Source organism: Cyanobium sp. ULC065 (genome assembly GCF_977927515.1).
On the sequence record NZ_OZ376393.1, the window covers coordinates 1,373,725 to 1,390,502 of the forward strand.

Below are 16,778 nucleotides of genomic sequence, written 5' to 3' on the forward strand. Positions count from 1 at the left end.
CGCATTGCCGGCACGGTACCGGCTCCGTCCATGGCGGCTGAGGGCTGATGACAGGAGGCTGAGGATCAGTAGCTGGAAGGTGGCGGCGACCCTGGCGCCGTGGCTCAGAACAGGAAGCGGTAGCGGCCGTTGTCCGACGACTCCTTGGAGGAGCTGGCGGTGCCGGCGGTGCTGGGCCAGTCGGCTTCCCAGTAGCTGATGCCGTTGCGGTCGAACGGGCGGCCGCCGAGCCGCTCGGTGCTGAGCTGGGTGGAGGCCATGGCGGTGATCAGGCCGCCGATCTGCATCGGCCCGAGATCGGTCTTGACGTCCTCCCCGGCGGCGGAGAGCAGGGTGGGCAGACGCATGAGGTTGTCCGGCCGGATCAGCTTGCGAAACACCGCGGCCAGCACCAGCTGCTGCCGCTCGATGCGGCCGATGTCACCGTTCTCGTCGTGGCGCCAGCGCAGGAAGCCCTCCAGGTCGCGGCCCTTGAGCGTCTGCATGCCCGGCTGCAGGTCGATGTAGAGGCCCTGGCTGTTGTCGACGTAGTACATGCGCTTGGGCACATCCACCTCGACGCCACCGAGCACATCGCCCATGCGGCGGATCGCGCTCAGATTCACCTTGATGTAGTGGCCGATGGGTCGACCGAGGCGCTCGGAAAGCTCCTCCTTCGCGGCTTCGATTCCGCCGTAGGCGTAGAGAGCGTTGGCCTTGACCGGGCCGAAGCGGGCGGAATCGATGTAGGTGTCTCGCGGCACCTGGGTGATCTGGGTTTTGCCGTTCTCCACCCGCAGCGTGAAGATCACATCGGTGTTGCCACCCCCCACGTCGGAGCCGAGCACCAGCAGGTCGCGATCGGTGTCAACCCAGCTGCCGAAGGGATTGCGGAAGCCTTCCAGCTTCACAGTGGTGTTGCCCTTGATCAGATCGGCCAAGGGCACCGCCAGGGCGAGGCCGCCGCCGAGCCCGAACATCACGGCGAGCAGGATCGGCCCCAATCCGCTGGACCGGCGCTTGGGGGGCGGAGCGCTCGGGTATCCGGCTGAAGGCGCCGAAGGAACCGCTGTGGATCTCTGGCGCTTCGCTGCCGATGTCTTCATATTGAAACCTTATTTCATCCTGGCGGTGGATTTCCCTCCCAGGCCCGCCGGTATCAGTCAGTTTCTGAGCTGGTGACCTCAGCTCCCAGGATCGCGGCGTTGGCGCACCAGTTCCCGCGCCGCCGGCAGGGCCGGATCCAGCTCGATCGAACTGAACGGCGGCAGCGCCTGCTGACGCAGCCAGGCACCCCAGCGAAACTCGTGGAAGGGCAGGGTCGGTTGGGCACGGATCAGCCCCTCCTGCTTCAGCTTCCAGACCAGGCTGCGGTAGGGGTCGTCGTCGAGCGCCTCCAGCCGCCTCGGCAGACGCTCCGCCGGGTGGGGGCCGCGCCCCTCGCCATCGTGCAGATAGAGCCAGCCGCGGCGATTGAGCTCCTCGAGGCAGTGGGCCCTGCTGGCGCCCTCCAGCCGCAGCACCACCGCACAGAACACGCTCACGTCCGGGTCGACGTCGAGCAGCGCCCGCAGCCGGTGATGGCGATCAATCATCCAGTGCTCACCGGCGCTGCTGACGGCGACCGGCACCGGGCGGCTGCGCAGGTAACGGCGGCGGCTGGCAGCGGATTCAAGGCGGAAATCACAGGCCCGGGCCCGCACCTCCGCCAGACCGAGGCAGAGCTGGGTGGGCTGGAGGCGCTCGACGGGCAACTCCAGCAACTCCGTCTGGGACGTCGACGGCAGTTCGTGGGGACCGGAGCTCGGCGCCATCGTGAGGGGGCAGCAGGGGGCCCTGAAGGAGTTGTCCATGCTGCAACATTCCCGCCCACCCCGTCGTGCCGTATCAAGGGGACAGCGGATGCCTGCCGGTGTTCAGGCCAGCAGCGGTTCTTCGCGGCGCAGTCCGGCCTGCACGCGCCAGAGGTTGGCGTAGGCGCCGTTGCGGACGATCAGCTCTTCGTGGCGCCCGGCTTCCACGATGCGTCCCTGGTCCATCACCACGATCCGATCGGCGTGGCGCACGGTGCTGAGCCGGTGGGCGATCACCAGCGTGGTGCGAGAGGCGGTGATGTGGTCAAGGGAACGCTGGATGGCGGCCTCGGTTTCGTTGTCCACCGCGGCGGTGGCCTCATCAAGGATCAGCACGGGCGGATTCTTGAGAATGGCCCTGGCCAGGGCGATCCGCTGCCGCTGACCGCCTGAGAGCCGCTGGCCCCGCTCGCCCACGACGGTGTCGTAGCCCTGTGGCAGGGCCTCGATGAAGCCGGCGGCTTCGGCGAGGGCAGCGGCTCGGGCGATGGCGGTGCGGCTGGCTCTGAAGCTGCCATAGGCGATGTTCTCGGCCACGGTGCCGTGGAACAGGAACACCTCCTGGCTCACCAGGCCGATGGCACGCCGCAGATCCTCGAGCCGCAGCTCCCGAATTGGCTGGCCATCCAGCAGGATCTCGCCCGCCTGCACCTCATAGAGCCGCAGCAGCAGCTTCACGATCGTGCTCTTGCCCGAGCCCGTGGCGCCCACGATGCCCACGGTGCTGCCGGCCGGCACGGTGAGCTCGAATCCATTCAGCAAGGGGTCGCGGCCGCCGTAGGCGAAGTCCACCGCGCGGAACTCGAGCCTGCCCTGCACCTGCTCAAGGGGCAGCGGCCGGGAGCCGCCGGGAATGCTCACCGGAGTTTCGAGCAGATCGAGCACCCGGGTGGTGGAGGCCATGGCCCGCTGGTAGTCGTCGAGGGTGCGGCCCAGGGTCGTGAGCGGCCAGAGCAGACGCTGGGTGATGAACACCAGAAAGCTGTAGCTGCCTACAGCGATCGCTCCCTGCCACGCCTGCAGGCCGCCGATCACCAGGATCGCCAGGAAGGCGAACAGGATCGCGAAGCGGATCAGCGGAATGAAGGCGGCCGAGATGCGGATCGCTCGGCGGTTGCTGGCGCGGTAGGCCTCGCTTTCGCCGCGGAGGCGCTCCAGCTCCCAGGCTTCAGCGGCGAAGCTCTTGATCGTGAGCATGCCGCCGAGGTTGTTGGCCAGGCTGCTGTTCAGATCGCCAGCCCTTTCACGCACCTCGCGGTAGCGCGGAGCCAGCCGCTTCTGGAAGCTGAGCGAGCCCCAGAGGATCACCGGGATCGGCAGAAATGCCACCCCCGCCACGCTGGGGGAGAGCACGGCCATGGCCCCGCCCACCGCCACCACGGTGGTCACCAGTTGCAGCAGCTCGTTGGCGCCATGGTCGAGGAAGCGCTCGAGCTGGTTGATGTCGTCGTTGAGGATCGCCATCAGCCGGCCGCTGCTGCTCGACTCGAAGAAGGCCATCTCCAGCTGCTGCAGATGGCCGTAGGCCTCAAGCCGCAGCTCGTGCTGCACGGTCTGGGCGAGGTTGCGCCACAGCACGCCATAGAGGTATTCGAAGCCGGATTCGGCGCTCCAGGTCACGAACGAGAGCAGGGCCAGCAGCCCCAGCTGGCTCGGCACGCTGCGGAACCCGAGCGCGGCGAGGCTGGAAGTCTGCTGGCGGACCACCACATCCACCGCCAGGCCGATCAGCACCGGCGGCGCCAGATCGAAGATTTTGTTGAGCACCGAACAGAACGCCGCCTGCCACACCCGCCGGCGGTGCGGCCGCAGGGCTCGCAGCAGCCGCTTCAGCGCGGGGGCAGAGTGTTGGGGCTCGTGCTGGGGCGAAGAAAGTGGCGGCATGGCCTGGGCAGGCGTGGCAAAGCGTGAAGCAGAACGGAAGGAAAAGGGAAGAAGGGAGGAAATGGGCGAAGGTCGTCTGATTGTCACGGAACCAACACCCGGCGATCCCGAACCAATGTCTGCCCCTGTCCCCTGGAGTCTGGCCTGGTGCGAGAACGGCGAACTCGCCCCTCAGGACCGTTTCGACCTGCTGCAATCCCTGGTGCTCACCGAGTCCACCGAGGTGCAGACGACCTTGATCGCCACGATCGAAAACCTGCCCCTGGAGCAGGTGAGCCTGCTGTGCACCGATGGTGTGACCAGCCTCTGGAGCTGAACGCTCAGAGCCGGTACTTGGTCGTGGCGAGCTGCCGGCAGATGTCGGTGGCGCCCTGGATGCTGGAGCCCTTGTTCACCTGCTCCACGAAGCAGTTGCAGGTATAGGCCCCCATGCCATCCGGGGGCACTTTGCGGGCCGCTTGGAAGGCGGCCTGGAACCCCGCCAGGCAGAACCTGGTGACGCTGTCGTTGCGGGCGGAAGCCGATGCGCTGAGCGTATCGGCCTGCACCGGTTGGGCAAAGAGCGTGAGGGCACCCAGCGAGGTGAAGGTGAAGACCAGGCGCATGGAGGGCCTCAAGGCAATGGCGGGGAGGGGCTGAAGGGCTCAGCCCTGGTGACGGGAAATCTGCAGCTCCTTGTTCATCACCCGCAGGCGGGCGAGAGCAGCGAACACATCTTCAGGCATTCCCTTGGGCAGATCGATCACGCTGTGCGTGTCGAAGATCTGGATCCTGCCGATGCTGCGGCCGTTAAGGCCAGCCTCATTGGCGATCGCTCCCACGATGTTGCCCGGCTTGACGCGGTCACGCCAGCCCACTTCGATGCGGAACCGGTCCATCTGGTCGTCGGGGGGCGCGCTGCCTTCCTCGCGGAACCCGCCGCCGTTGCGGCCCTGGCCAAGGGGCCGCCGTTGCTCGCCGCGCTCGCCACGGCGGCCATCGCCGTCCCGTTGACGGTCACGGTCGCGTCCTCCGCTCTGCTGCCAGTTTTCTTCACCCTGGGCGAGCAGCGGGCGATCGCCCACGGCGAGCTGGAGGGCGGCCAGGGCCAGTTGCTCCGGGGTGACCTCGATCTCGCGGCCTACCCTCTGGATAATCTCGCTGAGCAGGGCCAGTTCCTGGGGCTCACTTGTGGGCTCCTGCACAGCGGCGGTGAGGCGCTGACGCAGGCGATCCAGCCGGCTCTGGTTGATGTCGGCGTTGCTGGGCACCTCCATCGGCTCGATCGGCTTGCCGACGGCACGCTCGAGACCTGAGAGGAAGCGGCGCTCCCGCGGGGTGAGGAACAGGATCGCGTCGCCCTTGCGGCCGGCCCGGCCGGTGCGGCCGATGCGGTGCACGTAGGCCTCGCTGTCAAAGGGGATGTCGAAGTTGATCACCAGGGTGATGCGGTCGACGTCGAGGCCGCGCGCCGCCACATCCGTGGCCACAAGCACGTTCACCTTGCCGCTGCGCAGCCGCTCCACGGTGCGTTCCCGCTGGGCCTGCGGCACATCGCCGTTGAGCACAGCGACATCGTGGCCCTGCTGTTCGAGCGCTTCGGACACCGCCAGGGTGATGGCCTTGGTGCGGGCAAAGATGATCACACCCTCGCTGCTTTCGGCCTCGAGCACCCGGGTGAGAGCTTCCAGTTTCTGGGATCCGTTCACCACCAGATGGCGCTGGCGGATGGAACTGGATTCAGCGCCTTTCTGCCGGATCGTCACTTCCGCCGGGCTGCGGAGATAGTTCTTCGAAAGCCGCCGGATTTCGGACGGCATGGTGGCGGAGAACAGGATCACCTGCCGCTCGCTCGGCAACTGCCCCAGTACCCACTCCACGTCGTCGATGAAGCCCATGCGCAGCATTTCATCGGCTTCGTCGAGCACGAGGCTGCGCAGGCCGGAAAGATCAAGGGTGCCCTGGCGCATGTGATCCATCACCCGGCCAGGGGTGCCCACCACCACCTGCACGCCACGGCGCAGACGCACGATCTGATCGCGGAAATCGGCTCCGCCATAGATGGGAAGCACCCGCACCTGCGGGAGCTTGTTGGCATAGCTGTTGAAGGATTCCGCCACCTGCAGTGCCAGCTCGCGGGTGGGCGTGAGCACCAGCACTTGCGGGGTGCGTTGGGCCGGATCGAGGCGAGCCAGCAGGGGCAGGGCGAAGGCGGCTGTCTTGCCGGTGCCGGTCTGCGCCTGGCCGACCAGATCGCGGCCCAGCAGCAGCTCAGGAATGGCGGCTTTCTGGATCGGGGAAGGCTCGGTGTAGCCGCAGCCTTCGACGGCCTCCAGCAGCTCGGCGGAGAAACCAAAGCTGGCGAAGCCGTTCTTCGCTTCGGCAGGTGCTGCGGTGGTGGTGAGCGGACCGATCAGGGTGCTGGCTTCGGTTGTGGCGTCCGTCACGGCGGGGCTGGTGGCTTCCAGGGCGGTGAGATCGACGCTCGTCAGCGGCAGGGCTGGCGTGGCGGCGGAATCCGCGGCGATCGGGTCGGCGGAGAGGGAAAGGGTGGTGATGGGATGGCTCGTCGAGGTGGAATTGGAGGCGGAGAGGGACGCGTCGGTGTCAACAGAGCACGCGAAGCTCTCGCAAGCAGAAGGCTGGGTCACGAATCTGGGTGGGTGGCTGGGGCCTGAGGAGTTCCTTCAACACAGGCCGGCAGCAACCCGAAGCTCATGGCCTTGATGGCCTGTAGCACGCCTGCCTTGCCCTTCATCAAAGGGTGAGTGCACAATGTAACACCTGAACGGCCGGAATCCCCGTCATGTGCTGCTGACGGCCCGGCCGTAATCGTCCTGCCAACGCTCGATATCACTTTCTTCGAGACGGTCGCCCCGCTGCACCTCAATCAGGACCAGATCGCTGGAGCCGGCGGTGAGCCGATGCATCGCGCCCACAGGGATGAACAAGGTGACACCCGGCCGGGCCGGGATGGATTCCCCCTCCAGTTCAAGCCGACCGTTGCCGGCCACCACCACCCAGTGCTCACAGCGGTGGCGATGACGTTGGAGGCTGATGCGCTGGTGGGCCAGCACCAGCAGCCGTTTCACCCGGTAGGACTCACCATCGGCAAGGGTCTCGAACCATCCCCAGGGGCGTTGGCATCGCCCTGATCCGGCGTCAACCTGGGCCTCGGGGCCGGGCGGTAACTCGCGGCCGGCTTCAGGCAAAGGCGGAGGGTTGCCAGGCCTGAGCGCGCTCCAGGCTGATTTCGGCGATCTTGTCGTGGGCGTGCAGCCGGCGCTGAATCTGATTCGTGCAGTTCTGCCAGCCCGGGGGTGTGGTGGTGGCGTCGAAGCAGGCTTCAGAGCGGTCGTCGAGCATGCGCCCGAGCGTGGCCTCGGCTCCGGCCTTCGGATCCGGCAGCAGGAGGTAGTAGCGAACCATCGACGCTGCAGCGGAATGCAGGTTCAGTCTGTCGCATGACGTGGTCAGTGAAGGGCGCCGCGGGCCTGACACAGCGCGCGCGGCTCTTGCCGCTCGTTGCTGGTTCGATGCTGCGCAGCATCCGACTGGGAATGCCCGAGCTTGAGCGATTCGAGACCGTGGACGGACCCACCAATTGATCTGTAGCAACGGCGTCATCTGGTGGCAAGGCTGAGGGGTTGGATGCTGGGCGGATCTTTTCTGCCCCTCATGCCCAGTTCGCAGCGTCTCGCGGCCATCCAGTGCATCCAGGAACGGCCATCCCCGGAGTTTCCTCCCATTGCGCCCCTCTCAGAGTTGTGGGCGTCTGACGTTTTCGATCTGGCCAAGATGAAGTCGTCCTTGCCGAAGGACATCTTCAAATCGGTTCAGAAAACCATCAAGGAAGGCGGCAAACTTGATGTTTCCGTGGCCAATGTTGTAGCCCAGGCGATGAAAGACTGGGCGGTGGGCCGTGGCGCCCTCTACTACGCCCACGTGTTCTATCCGCTCACCAACTCCACGGCGGAGAAGCACGACGGCTTCATCTCCACCCAGAGCGATGGTTCGGCCATCTGTGAATTCACCGGCAAGGTGCTGGTGCAGGGTGAGCCTGACGGTTCCTCCTTCCCCAACGGCGGCATCCGCTCCACCTTCGAAGCCCGCGGTTACACGGCCTGGGACATCACCAGCCCGGCCTTCCTGATGGAGACGCCCAACGGCATCACCCTCTGCATCCCCACGGTGTTCGTGTCGTGGACGGGTGAAGCCCTCGACAAGAAGACACCGCTGCTGCGCTCCAACGCCGCGATGAACAAGCAGGCCCAGCGGCTGCTCAAGTTGCTCGGCAACACCGAGATCGCCCCGGTCAATTCCAGCTGCGGTGCTGAACAGGAATACTTCCTGGTCGACAGCGCCTTCGTGACCCTCCGCCCCGACCTGCTGCTGGCGGGCCGCACCCTGTTCGGCCATCCTTCCGCCAAGGGCCAGCAATTCGACGACCACTACTTCGGTGCGATCCCCCAGCGGGTGCAGGTGTTCATGCAGGACGTGGAACGCCAGATGTACAAGCTGGGCATTCCCGCCAAAACCCGCCACAACGAAGTGGCACCGGGCCAGTTCGAGATTGCTCCGTTCTTTGAGGCGGCCAACGTGGCCACCGACCACCAGCAGCTCACCATGACGCTGCTGAAGAACACGGCGCGCCGCCACGGCATGAACTGCCTGCTGCACGAGAAGCCCTTCGCTGGCATCAACGGCTCCGGCAAGCACGTGAACTGGTCGGTGGGCAACGGCACCCAGGGCAACCTGCTGGATCCCGGCAGCAGCCCCGAGGAGAACATGCAGTTCCTGCTGTTCTGCGGTGCTGTGATTCGTGGCGTGCATCTCTACGGCCCGCTGCTGCGTGCTGTGGTGGCCACGGCCGGCAATGATCACCGCCTCGGTGCCAACGAAGCGCCGCCGGCGATCATCTCGATGTACCTCGGCAGCCAGCTGGAAGAGGTCTTCACGATGATCAAGAACGGCAACCTTGGCAGTACCGACCACGGTGGATTGATGCAGCTCGGTGTCGACACCCTGCCCGAGTTCCCCAAGGATCCGGGTGATCGCAACCGCACCTCCCCGTTCGCCTTCACCGGCAACCGCTTCGAGTTCCGCGCCGTGGGTTCGAATCAATCCGTGGCCGGCCCGCTGGTGGCCATGAACACGATTCTGGCCGACTCGCTCAAGTACGTGGCCGACGAACTGGAGGCCAAGATGGGTGCCGGTGCGTCGCTGGAGTCGGCAGCCGCTGCAGTGCTGCAGGCGATCATGCAGCAGCACGGCAATGTGGTGTTCGGCGGTGACGGCTACTCCAGTGAGTGGCATGAAAAGGCCGTGACCGAACGGGGCCTGGAGAACCTCCCCACCACCGCCGATGCGCTGCTCGTGCTGGAGCGGGACGACATCAAGGCCCTGTTCGAGCGCACCGGTGTGCTCACCCCGGTGGAGCTGCACAGCCGCTTCGAGGTGTATGCCGAGCAGTACGTGCTGGCGGTGGAAGTGGAGGCCAAGTTGGTGCTGCAGATGGCCCGCACCCAGGTGTACCCCGCCGTGATGACCTATCTCGGTCAGCTGGCCAACTCCCTCCACTACCAGGAAACCCTGGGTCTGCCGCCCGATCGGGCCATGGCCGGCCGGATCGCCACGCTCAACCAGGAGCTGCTGGCCAACTGCGTGGCCCTGGAGTCCGCTCTGGCCAGCCCGCCCCACGGCGAGGCTGCCCACATGCGCCACTGCGCCGACACCCTGCTGCCGCTGATGTACAAGATCCGCGAAGCCGTCGACGGGCTCGAAACCCTGGTGGACGACAACGCCTGGCCGCTGCCCACCTACCAGGAGATGCTGTTCATCAAGTAGTCAGAACGCTGGGGGGCGGGTGCCGTCCTGCCCCCTTTTCTGTTCTGTGCGCAGCTCTGAAACCTTGCTCAGAGGCTTGATCTGAATGCTCCACCTCCGGGGTCCTGGCCGCTTCACCGCGTGCCGAGGCCCCGTTTTTTGCCGAGCCCTGTTGCGCTGAATGGTTAGCGCTCCTGTGCCGGGTCAAACCGTAACCAGCCGGTGAGCAGTGCGCCGATCACCGAACTGACCGCCAGGCCAGTCAACACCGCACCCGTTCCCCAGCGGTGCAGCAACCCCGGCAGTGTGAGGGCGGCGAGCACCGCGCCGGCTTTGCCGGCAGCGGCCGCAAGGCCCGCCCCCTGGCCGCGCTGGGCGATCGGGAACACCTCTCCTGCAAGGAGATAGGTGGTGGCATTGGGGCCGGCGTTGGTCATGAACAGAAACAGGCCCACCCCGGCGATCACCAGGCCGGGCGCCTGAACAGCCCCGCTGCAGCCCCACGCCGCCAGCGCCAGCCCAGCGGCGCAGCCCCCGAAGCCGGCCACCTGCAGCCCGATCCGGCCCAGGCGGTCGACCAGCACGATTGCCAGGCCGATTCCTGCCACGAACAGCCCATCGGCCGCTGTGGCCCAGCCCAGGCTGTGCTGTTGCACGCCGCCCTGCACCAGCAGTTGCGGCAGGAAGATTCCCACCCCGTAGGTGCTGAGGTCCTGCACAAACCACGGCAGCCCGGCCAGCAGCAGTGGGCGCAGTGAAGGAGGCGCCAGCGGGCTGGGTGCGCGAGGTGGCAACGGGTTGGGCAGAGGATGCGCCGTCTCGGTCTGGCCAGTGGCTGACGCCGACCCCCCTTCTCCAGCGGCCTGCGGCTGGGCAACACCCGGCGGCCGCCAGCCAGGGCTTTCCGGCACCCCCAGCCGCGCCCAGGTGAGCAGAAGCACCGGCAGCACCGGCAGGAGATAGAGGCTGCGCCAGCCCAGTGGCCCCAGGCTGCCATGAGCAGCCAGCAGCCAGCCCAGCAGGCTGCCGCTCAGTGCCCCCACGGCCTGGCAGCCGAAGGCGCCCAGCACCAGCGGGCCACGCCAGGCCGCCGGCAACTGTTCGGAGATCACCAGATGGCCGGTGGGGTAGTCGGCGCCGAGCGCCAGGCCGATCAGCAGCAGTGCCGCCACCAGGCAGGTGACGTTCGGACTGGCGGCGGCCCCCAGCAGCCCCGCCAGCAGAAGCACCAGCTCGGCTAAGAACACCGGCCGGCGGCCCCAGCGGTCGGCCAGCGTGCCCAGCAGCGGCGCGCCCACGAGGATGCCGATCAGCGGCGCGGCCGCCAGCAGACCCACCGCTGCCCTGGCCGGCGCCAGCTCCGCCTGCACCAGCGGCAGGGCGATGCCCCCCATGAACACCACCAGCCCCTCCAGGTATTTGCCTGCGGCGGTGAGGCCCCAGATCCGCCAGTCCGACGCTGTGAGGGTGGGCCTGCCCGCAGGGATCACGAGCCCGGCGCCGGCGCCCAGGGCGGCAGCGGTGGGGTGACCAGCCAGGCCTCCTGGCGCGCACGGGTGAGAGCGGTATAGAGCAGCCGCCCCTCCCAGCGCTCACTCCTGGGCAGCAGCACCACCACCTCCTGGTACTGGCTGCCCTGCGATTTGTGGATCGTGAGGGCCAGCGCCGGTTCCGCCCCTGGCAGGCGGGCGGGATGGAGCAACCGGGGCCCGGCTGTGTCGTCACTGAACAGCAGCAGCGTCTCGCGCCCCGGCCGCACCACCACGCCCACATCGCCATTGGCCAGGTTCTGTTCCGCCAGGTTGCGGCTGCACAGCACCGGCGTGCCCAGCGGCCAGGCTGCCGCGCCCCGCTCGGCGGCCTCCCCCAACAGGCGGCGGTGCAGGGCCTCCACCCCCCAGCTGCCACTGCGCACGGGCGTGAGCAGCACGCAGGCTTCCAGTTCGTTCAGCAGCGCCTGGGCCGCGGAAAGCTGGCTGGGATCAAAGGCCATCGCCAGTTCCCGCAGCCGTTCCTGATGGGCGCGCAGCCGCTCCAGCGGTGCTTCAGGCAGCCGCGGCGGCTCGCAGCGCAGCCAATGCAGGTTGTCGCGCGGTTGGAGTGCGGCAAGGCTTCGCTCCAGCCGGGCGCCGCCGCCGTTGCGCACCTGGGCGGCCACGGCGGCGATCGCCCCTTCGTTGCGGTAAGGGGTGGCCAGTTGCACCATCGCTTCCCCCAGCGAGGCGCGGCGGTGGTCGTCTTCGATGGCGATCAGCACGGCGCCGGGGCTCACCGGCGGCAACTGGGCCGGATCGCCCACCAGCAGCAGCTGGGCCTGCTGCGGCAGGGCGTCGAGAACGGCTGCCATCAAAGCCAGATCCAGCATCGACACCTCATCGATCACCAGCAGATCGAGGGCGAGCGGGTGGCGGCGGTCGCGGGCGAAACCATCGCCGCGGCTTTCCAGCAGGCGGTGCAGGGTGGTGCAGGGCAGGGCCATGCAGCGTTCGGCCAGGTCGTCGGGCAGGCGGTCCCCGCGTTCCCGGATCGCCTGCCGCAGGCGCGTGGCGGCCTTGCCGGTGGGCGCTGCCAGGTGCACCCGCAGGTCGGGGCGGGCCTCCAGCGCCGCGGCCAGCATCTGCACCACCGTGGTGGTCTTGCCGGTGCCCGGACCGCCGCCGAGCAGCACCAGCCGCTGAGACAGCAGGGCATCCACCGCCCGCACCTGTTGAGAATCGAGGGCGCCGCGGCGGCAGGCCGTATCGCACAGGCGCTGGCGATGCTCCGGCGGCAGCGCTGGCTCCAGCGGGCTCAGGGCCCGCTGCCGCAACTGGGCCAGCACGTCGTCGAGCTGGTCGCGCCAACGCCGCCAGGCCAGGCCACCCGCTGCCGTGTGCACCAGCGGGGCCGGGCCGGCCGGCGAGGCTTCCCGGCCAGCGTCCAGCAGAGGGGAGCGCTCCAGCGCTGCCCGGTGGCCCTCCGGCCAGAGGCCGGCGGCCACGCTTTCCGCCCCGATCCCTTCCGGCGCCGTTCCCGCCAGCGGCAGCTCCAGCTCGCCGCGTTGCACCGCCAGCGCCAGCGCCAGGATCAGCTCCTCCACCAGCGGATCGCGCTTCACCCCGTAGAGGCGCGGCAGGGCTTCGGCCAGGGCCATCCCCAGCGTCCAGCCAGACGCTGCCACCGCGCCTGTGGCTGCTGTGGTGAGAGCCCCGAACGGCGCGGGTGCCTGTGCTTCTTGCGAGGCATCCGTCATGGCTGCCCCTCCCGCAGGGCGGCATCGAGGGCCAGCAGCCGATCGGGATCGACCGCTTCCACGAACATTCCCGGTACGGCCGCTCCGGGCCCGGCCGCCTGAGCCCGCTCCCCCGGCACGCCGCGCAGAAACACGTAGACGTAGCCGCCCAGATCGCGCTCGGGGCTGTAGCCCGGCAGGCGCCAGCGCAGGTAGCGATGCAGCGCCACCAGATAGAGGTGAGCCTGCAGTGGGTAGTGATTTGCCGCCATCAGCGCCGCCATCGCCGGCGGGCCGTAATGCAGGGGTCCGCAGGCCAGCGGTTGGCCGTTCTCGCCGCGCTCACCCAGCCAGTTGCTCTTCCAGTCGGCCACCCACCAGCGCAGCTCGCCAGCGGCGGCGGGAGCGGTGAACACCAGATCGATCGAGCCGGTGAGAAAGCCGCGGCTGGCCACCGGCAGCTGCTCCAGCTGGCTGGCGTAGGTGGCGCCGAAGGCCCCGCTGGGATGGTCGCGGAACGGGGCTGCCAGCCCGGCGGCGCGCACCAGCGGCGAGTCCTGCTGGGACGCCCTCGGCTCAGAGGCCAGGGGCAGGTCGAAGTTCATTTCGTTCAGCCGCCGCGTCAGAGGCAGCTCGGCGAGGCGGAAGCTGCCCAGCGGGCCGCCCATCGGGGTGAGGCGCAGCTGCTCGAGGCCGGCCAGCACGGCATCCCGCTGCTCCAGGTCGATGCCGGCCCGCCCCAGCTCCAGCTCCACCAGGGCGGCGGTGGCGGGATCGGCAACGGCACGGCGTTGATGGTCGACCTGCTCGAGGATGCGGTGCAGGCAATCGCCGGCAGAGGCGCCCCGTGGGAAATCCTGCAGGGGGCCGTGGGCGTCTGGGTCGGAGCTGGCTGGGTCTGAGTTGGCTGAGCCAGAAGTGACTGGACCAGAAGTGGCTGCGTTGGAGCCGGCTTGACCAGAGGTGCCCGGCTGGGAGGTGGCTGGCCCCGAGGTGGCGCTGGCTGCCGCTTCGATCATCGCCTCGATCGGCGGGGCGGCGGTGTTGGCATCGGTTTCACGACCGTCTTCGAGCGCCGCCGGAGCCAGGGCAGCGCCGCTGCTGTGGTGCGTCCAGCTGGAGTAACTGCTGCGGCCCCAGTTCCCATCGAGCAGCCGCTGCGGCACCGGGCCTGTGTGCAGCGTGCCGTGGCGGGGCGGGGACTGCCAGCGCCCCAGGACGTCAGCTTGCGCCGGCAGTTGAATCCAGCTCAGACCACTCAGCGCGTCACCTGGGCCCAACACCTGGGTGCTGGAGTCGTCGGCGCCGGGCTCGCTCAGGGGCTGGCCGGGGAACAGCCAGGGCCGCAGCGGATTGGCCTCCTGGTCTTGTGAGGGCCCGTAGACGAGCACGAGCAGCTGCATGGCGCGGGTCAGCGCCACGTAGGCCAGCCGCTCCGCTTCCTGCGCCTCCGCCTCATGCTTCTGCTGCCGTGCTTCGCGGCCCACGCCCCAGCGCTGGTTCACGGAGATGTCGAGGCTGGGGCCCGCGGCACCGGGAGGTGTCCAGCGCACGCCAGGGTTGGCGGCGGATGTGGCTGCGGGGGGCGCCTGCCAGAGATAGGGACAGATCACCACCGGAAACTCCAGCCCTTTGCTGCGGTGCACCGTCACCACCCGCACCGCTGATTCCACCGCATCGCTGTGGGGCTGGTGCCGTTCCGGCGGGTCGTTGGGCGGATGGCGGCGGCGGCGACGTAACCAGTCGGCGGCGGCCACCGCCCCGAGCTGTTCGTTGTGCATCTGCTCCTGCACCAGCTCAGCGCATTGCTGCAGATCGGCGAGCAGCCTGCCGCTCTGCGACAGGCGCCCCAGCCCCTCCCCTCCAGCAGTTCGGCCAGCACCCCCAGCAGGCCCCCCTCCAGCAGTTCGGCCAGCCGCGCCAGACGATCGGCCAGGGCATCCCAGTCGGCCGGGCTGGCGGCGGTGAGGCGCCGGGGACTCCAGCTCAGCAGGGGGGAGGCGGCCAGCAGCCGCTGCCGCGGACCGCTGCCGGGTTCCGCCAGGGCATCGAGGAGGCGTTGCAAGGCACTGGCCCCTTCGCTTTCGAACACATCGCCCTTGCTCACCAGCCTGCTGGCGATGCCCCGTTCCTCCAGGGCGCGGCGCAGGGCGTCGGCCTGGGAGTGGCGACTCACCAGCAGACAGATGTCGCCCGGTTCAAGCGCCCGCTGCTCAGCGTGCGCGTGCACCTCGATGCCGCGCTGCAGCAGGTCCAGCGTCAGCGCACCGATCTGCCGCGGCAGGGTCTGCTCCAGCGCGGTTTTGCTGGGCAGCTTCGCCCCGGCGGCGGAGGATCCAGGCTCCGGCCCCAGCCACAACAGTTGCAGCGGCGCCTGGCCTGGGGGCAGCTGCAGGTGCAGCGCTTGCCGCTGCGGCTGGGCCACCACGGCGGGCACGGGCAGGTTGGTGCGCACCAGCCCGGGGGCCATCAAGTGGTTGAGCGCGGCCACCAGGGGCTCTGAGGCGCGGAAGTTGTGGCGCATGCTGCGGATGGAGGGTTCGCCTGCCGCCGCCGGGGTGCGGGCCGCCAGTTGCCGCGCCGCCAGGTAGGTGTCGAGATCGCCGCCACGGAAGCGGTAGATCGCCTGTTTGGGGTCACCCACGATCACCAGCAGATGCTGGCCGGCGCCAGCGGCGGGGGCAAAGGCCTGCCGCAGCGTGCGCCACTGGATCGGGTCGGTGTCCTGGAATTCATCGATCAGGGCCGCCCGGTAGCGGCGGCGCAGCGCCTCGATCAGCGCGGGACGCTCTGTGCCCGTCGGGCCGGGATCGAGGCCTTGCAACAGCTCCCCATAGCTGATCCGCCCAGCCCGCTGCCGCCGGCTGCGCAGTTCCCCCACGCCCCAGTGGCAGAAGTGGGCCAGCACCGCTTCAGCGGGGCCGTCCACCAGCGCGGCCACCGCCTCCAGCAGCGGCCGCTCCGGCAACGACACCGGCGGGGTTTCGAACGTCTCGGCGACCTTCGTGAAGACGGCGGGATGGAAGTAGTCGGGTAGCCAGCTGCGTTTGTCGATGCGCAGCTCGGCGTAGGAGCCGGGATCGGGCTGGGCGGCGAGCCAGGCGTTGAGCTCCTCGACCCGCTTGGTCCTTGGACGGCCCGCGTAGATCCCGGTCTTGCTGGCCCCCGCCGCCTTCCATTGCCTGGCACTGGTACAGAACGTCTGCTCCAGCGCTTCCCCCCGCGCCGCCCATAACGGCTTGAACCGCTCCCACACCTGGCCCCAGAAGGCGGTGAGCTGCTCCTGCAGCGGCGCCTCGGCCCGCCAGCCGTCCGGCAGGGGCGGGGGCGCCAGCGCCGCATCGCCTTCCAGCAGCTGGAGCAGGCCGTTGAGGGTGGCCGGGGTCACCTTGGCCCGTTTCAGCCCTTGCAGCAGGTGAAGCGGCAGGGGCAGCACCTGGCTGTGCCAGTAGTCGTGGACGATCTGCTCGGCGAGCTCGGCCCCCTCTGTTTCCACCTCCAGCTGCGGGCCCAGGCCTGCCTCCAGCGCCTGGCGCCGCAGGTTGCGGTGGCAGAAGCCATGGATCGTGGTGATGTCGGCGGCATCCAGCTCTTCAAGGGCCAGCAGCAGCCGGGCGCGCAGCTGGGGCAGGTTGGTGCCGCTAGGCAGCTGCTCCAGCCAGCCGGCCAGCACCGCGTCCATGGCGGGCCGGGCGGCGGCAGGTGGCTGCAGCGTGTTCGGTGCCTCGAGAGCCTGCAGCGCCTCCAACGCCTCGAGGGCCTGCTGAAACCGCCGGCCGATCCGGTCGCGCAGTTCGGCTGCCGCCGCTTCGGTGAAGGTCACCACCAGCAGTTCCCGCAAGGCCAGGGGGCGCTCCATCAGATGGGGCTCTGTCACCAGGCGCAGCACCAGATGGGCCAGGGCGAAGGTTTTGCCGGTGCCTGCACTGGCTTCGAGCAGCCGCAGGCCAGCGCTGAGCGGCAGGGCGTTGGCATCGAACTCCAGCAGCGGCCTATCGGCCGCATTGGCGCAGGGGTCTGGCTGGCTGCTGGCGTGGCTCATGGCT

The 16,778-nt window shown here is 68.7% G+C and carries 13 protein-coding genes; 2 read left to right on the forward strand and 11 right to left on the reverse strand.

Features of this window, described 5'->3' with window-relative positions; genetic code table 11:
* Positions 1 to 104 precede the first annotated feature (104 nt).
* The 3 genes from ACXMDP_RS06685 to ACXMDP_RS06695 all read right to left on the reverse strand — a co-directional run bounded on the left by ACXMDP_RS06685 (position 105) and on the right by ACXMDP_RS06695 (position 3,716).
* Positions 105 to 959, reverse strand: coding sequence for an LCP family protein (locus ACXMDP_RS06685; RefSeq protein ID WP_233132847.1), 855 nt, complete (start codon positions 957 to 959; stop codon positions 105 to 107).
* A gap of 204 nt (positions 960 to 1,163) precedes the next feature.
* On the reverse strand, positions 1,164 to 1,793 hold the full coding sequence (locus ACXMDP_RS06690) for a ParB/Srx family N-terminal domain-containing protein (RefSeq protein WP_259730463.1): 630 nt from the start codon (positions 1,791 to 1,793) through the stop codon (positions 1,164 to 1,166).
* Positions 1,794 to 1,895: 102 nt separating this feature from the next.
* Positions 1,896 to 3,716 (reverse strand): ABC transporter ATP-binding protein, encoded by a 1,821-nt coding sequence (locus ACXMDP_RS06695; RefSeq protein ID WP_259730464.1) that lies wholly within the window; start codon positions 3,714 to 3,716, stop codon positions 1,896 to 1,898.
* Positions 3,717 to 3,831: 115 nt separating this feature from the next.
* Between ACXMDP_RS06695 and ACXMDP_RS06700 the strand changes: the two genes are divergently transcribed.
* Positions 3,832 to 4,032, forward strand: a complete 201-nt coding sequence (locus ACXMDP_RS06700; protein WP_094511019.1) for a hypothetical protein — start codon at positions 3,832 to 3,834, stop codon at positions 4,030 to 4,032.
* A 4-nt stretch (positions 4,033 to 4,036) separates the two neighbouring features.
* Here the strand turns inward: ACXMDP_RS06700 and ACXMDP_RS06705 are convergent, their stop codons facing one another.
* From ACXMDP_RS06705 to ACXMDP_RS06720, 4 genes are all read right to left on the reverse strand, one after another.
* Entirely contained in the window at positions 4,037 to 4,321 is a 285-nt protein-coding gene (locus ACXMDP_RS06705; RefSeq protein WP_259730465.1) for a hypothetical protein, read from the reverse strand.
* A 39-nt stretch (positions 4,322 to 4,360) separates the two neighbouring features.
* Positions 4,361 to 6,193 carry a DEAD/DEAH box helicase gene (locus ACXMDP_RS06710; RefSeq protein ID WP_399233683.1) on the reverse strand — a complete coding sequence of 611 codons (1,833 nt, stop codon included), beginning with the start codon at positions 6,191 to 6,193 and terminating at the stop codon, positions 4,361 to 4,363.
* Between the two features lie 306 nt (positions 6,194 to 6,499).
* Positions 6,500 to 6,907 carry a phosphomannose isomerase type II C-terminal cupin domain gene (locus ACXMDP_RS06715; RefSeq protein ID WP_259730467.1) on the reverse strand — a complete coding sequence of 136 codons (408 nt, stop codon included), beginning with the start codon at positions 6,905 to 6,907 and terminating at the stop codon, positions 6,500 to 6,502.
* Positions 6,900 to 7,124 (reverse strand): hypothetical protein, encoded by a 225-nt coding sequence (locus ACXMDP_RS06720; protein ID WP_094511015.1) that lies wholly within the window; start codon positions 7,122 to 7,124, stop codon positions 6,900 to 6,902. The genes ACXMDP_RS06715 and ACXMDP_RS06720 overlap by 8 nt, the downstream gene beginning before the upstream one ends.
* 249 nt (positions 7,125 to 7,373) lie before the next feature.
* On the opposite strand from ACXMDP_RS06720, the gene ACXMDP_RS06725 reads away from it, so the two are divergent.
* Complete coding sequence (locus ACXMDP_RS06725) at positions 7,374 to 9,542, forward strand: glutamine synthetase III family protein (protein ID WP_259730468.1); 2,169 nt, start codon at positions 7,374 to 7,376, stop codon at positions 9,540 to 9,542.
* 164 nt (positions 9,543 to 9,706) lie between these two features.
* Here ACXMDP_RS06725 and ACXMDP_RS06730 read toward each other — a convergent pair whose 3' ends face one another.
* From ACXMDP_RS06730 to ACXMDP_RS06745, 4 genes are all read right to left on the reverse strand, one after another.
* Positions 9,707 to 11,011, reverse strand: a complete 1,305-nt coding sequence (locus ACXMDP_RS06730; protein ID WP_259730469.1) for an MFS transporter — start codon at positions 11,009 to 11,011, stop codon at positions 9,707 to 9,709.
* Positions 11,008 to 12,399 (reverse strand): AAA family ATPase, encoded by a 1,392-nt coding sequence (locus ACXMDP_RS06735; RefSeq protein WP_399233686.1) that lies wholly within the window; start codon positions 12,397 to 12,399, stop codon positions 11,008 to 11,010. Before ACXMDP_RS06735 ends, ACXMDP_RS06730 begins: the two co-directional genes overlap by 4 nt.
* Before the next feature lie 350 nt (positions 12,400 to 12,749).
* The gene (locus tag ACXMDP_RS06740; RefSeq protein ID WP_457767208.1) at positions 12,750 to 14,489 is read right to left on the reverse strand and encodes a 3'-5' exonuclease; all 1,740 of its coding nucleotides are present in this window, start codon (positions 14,487 to 14,489) and stop codon (positions 12,750 to 12,752) included.
* Complete coding sequence (locus ACXMDP_RS06745) at positions 14,381 to 16,774, reverse strand: UvrD-helicase domain-containing protein (RefSeq protein ID WP_457767140.1); 2,394 nt, start codon at positions 16,772 to 16,774, stop codon at positions 14,381 to 14,383. Before ACXMDP_RS06745 ends, ACXMDP_RS06740 begins: the two co-directional genes overlap by 109 nt.
* Between the last annotated feature and the right edge of the window lie 4 nt (positions 16,775 to 16,778).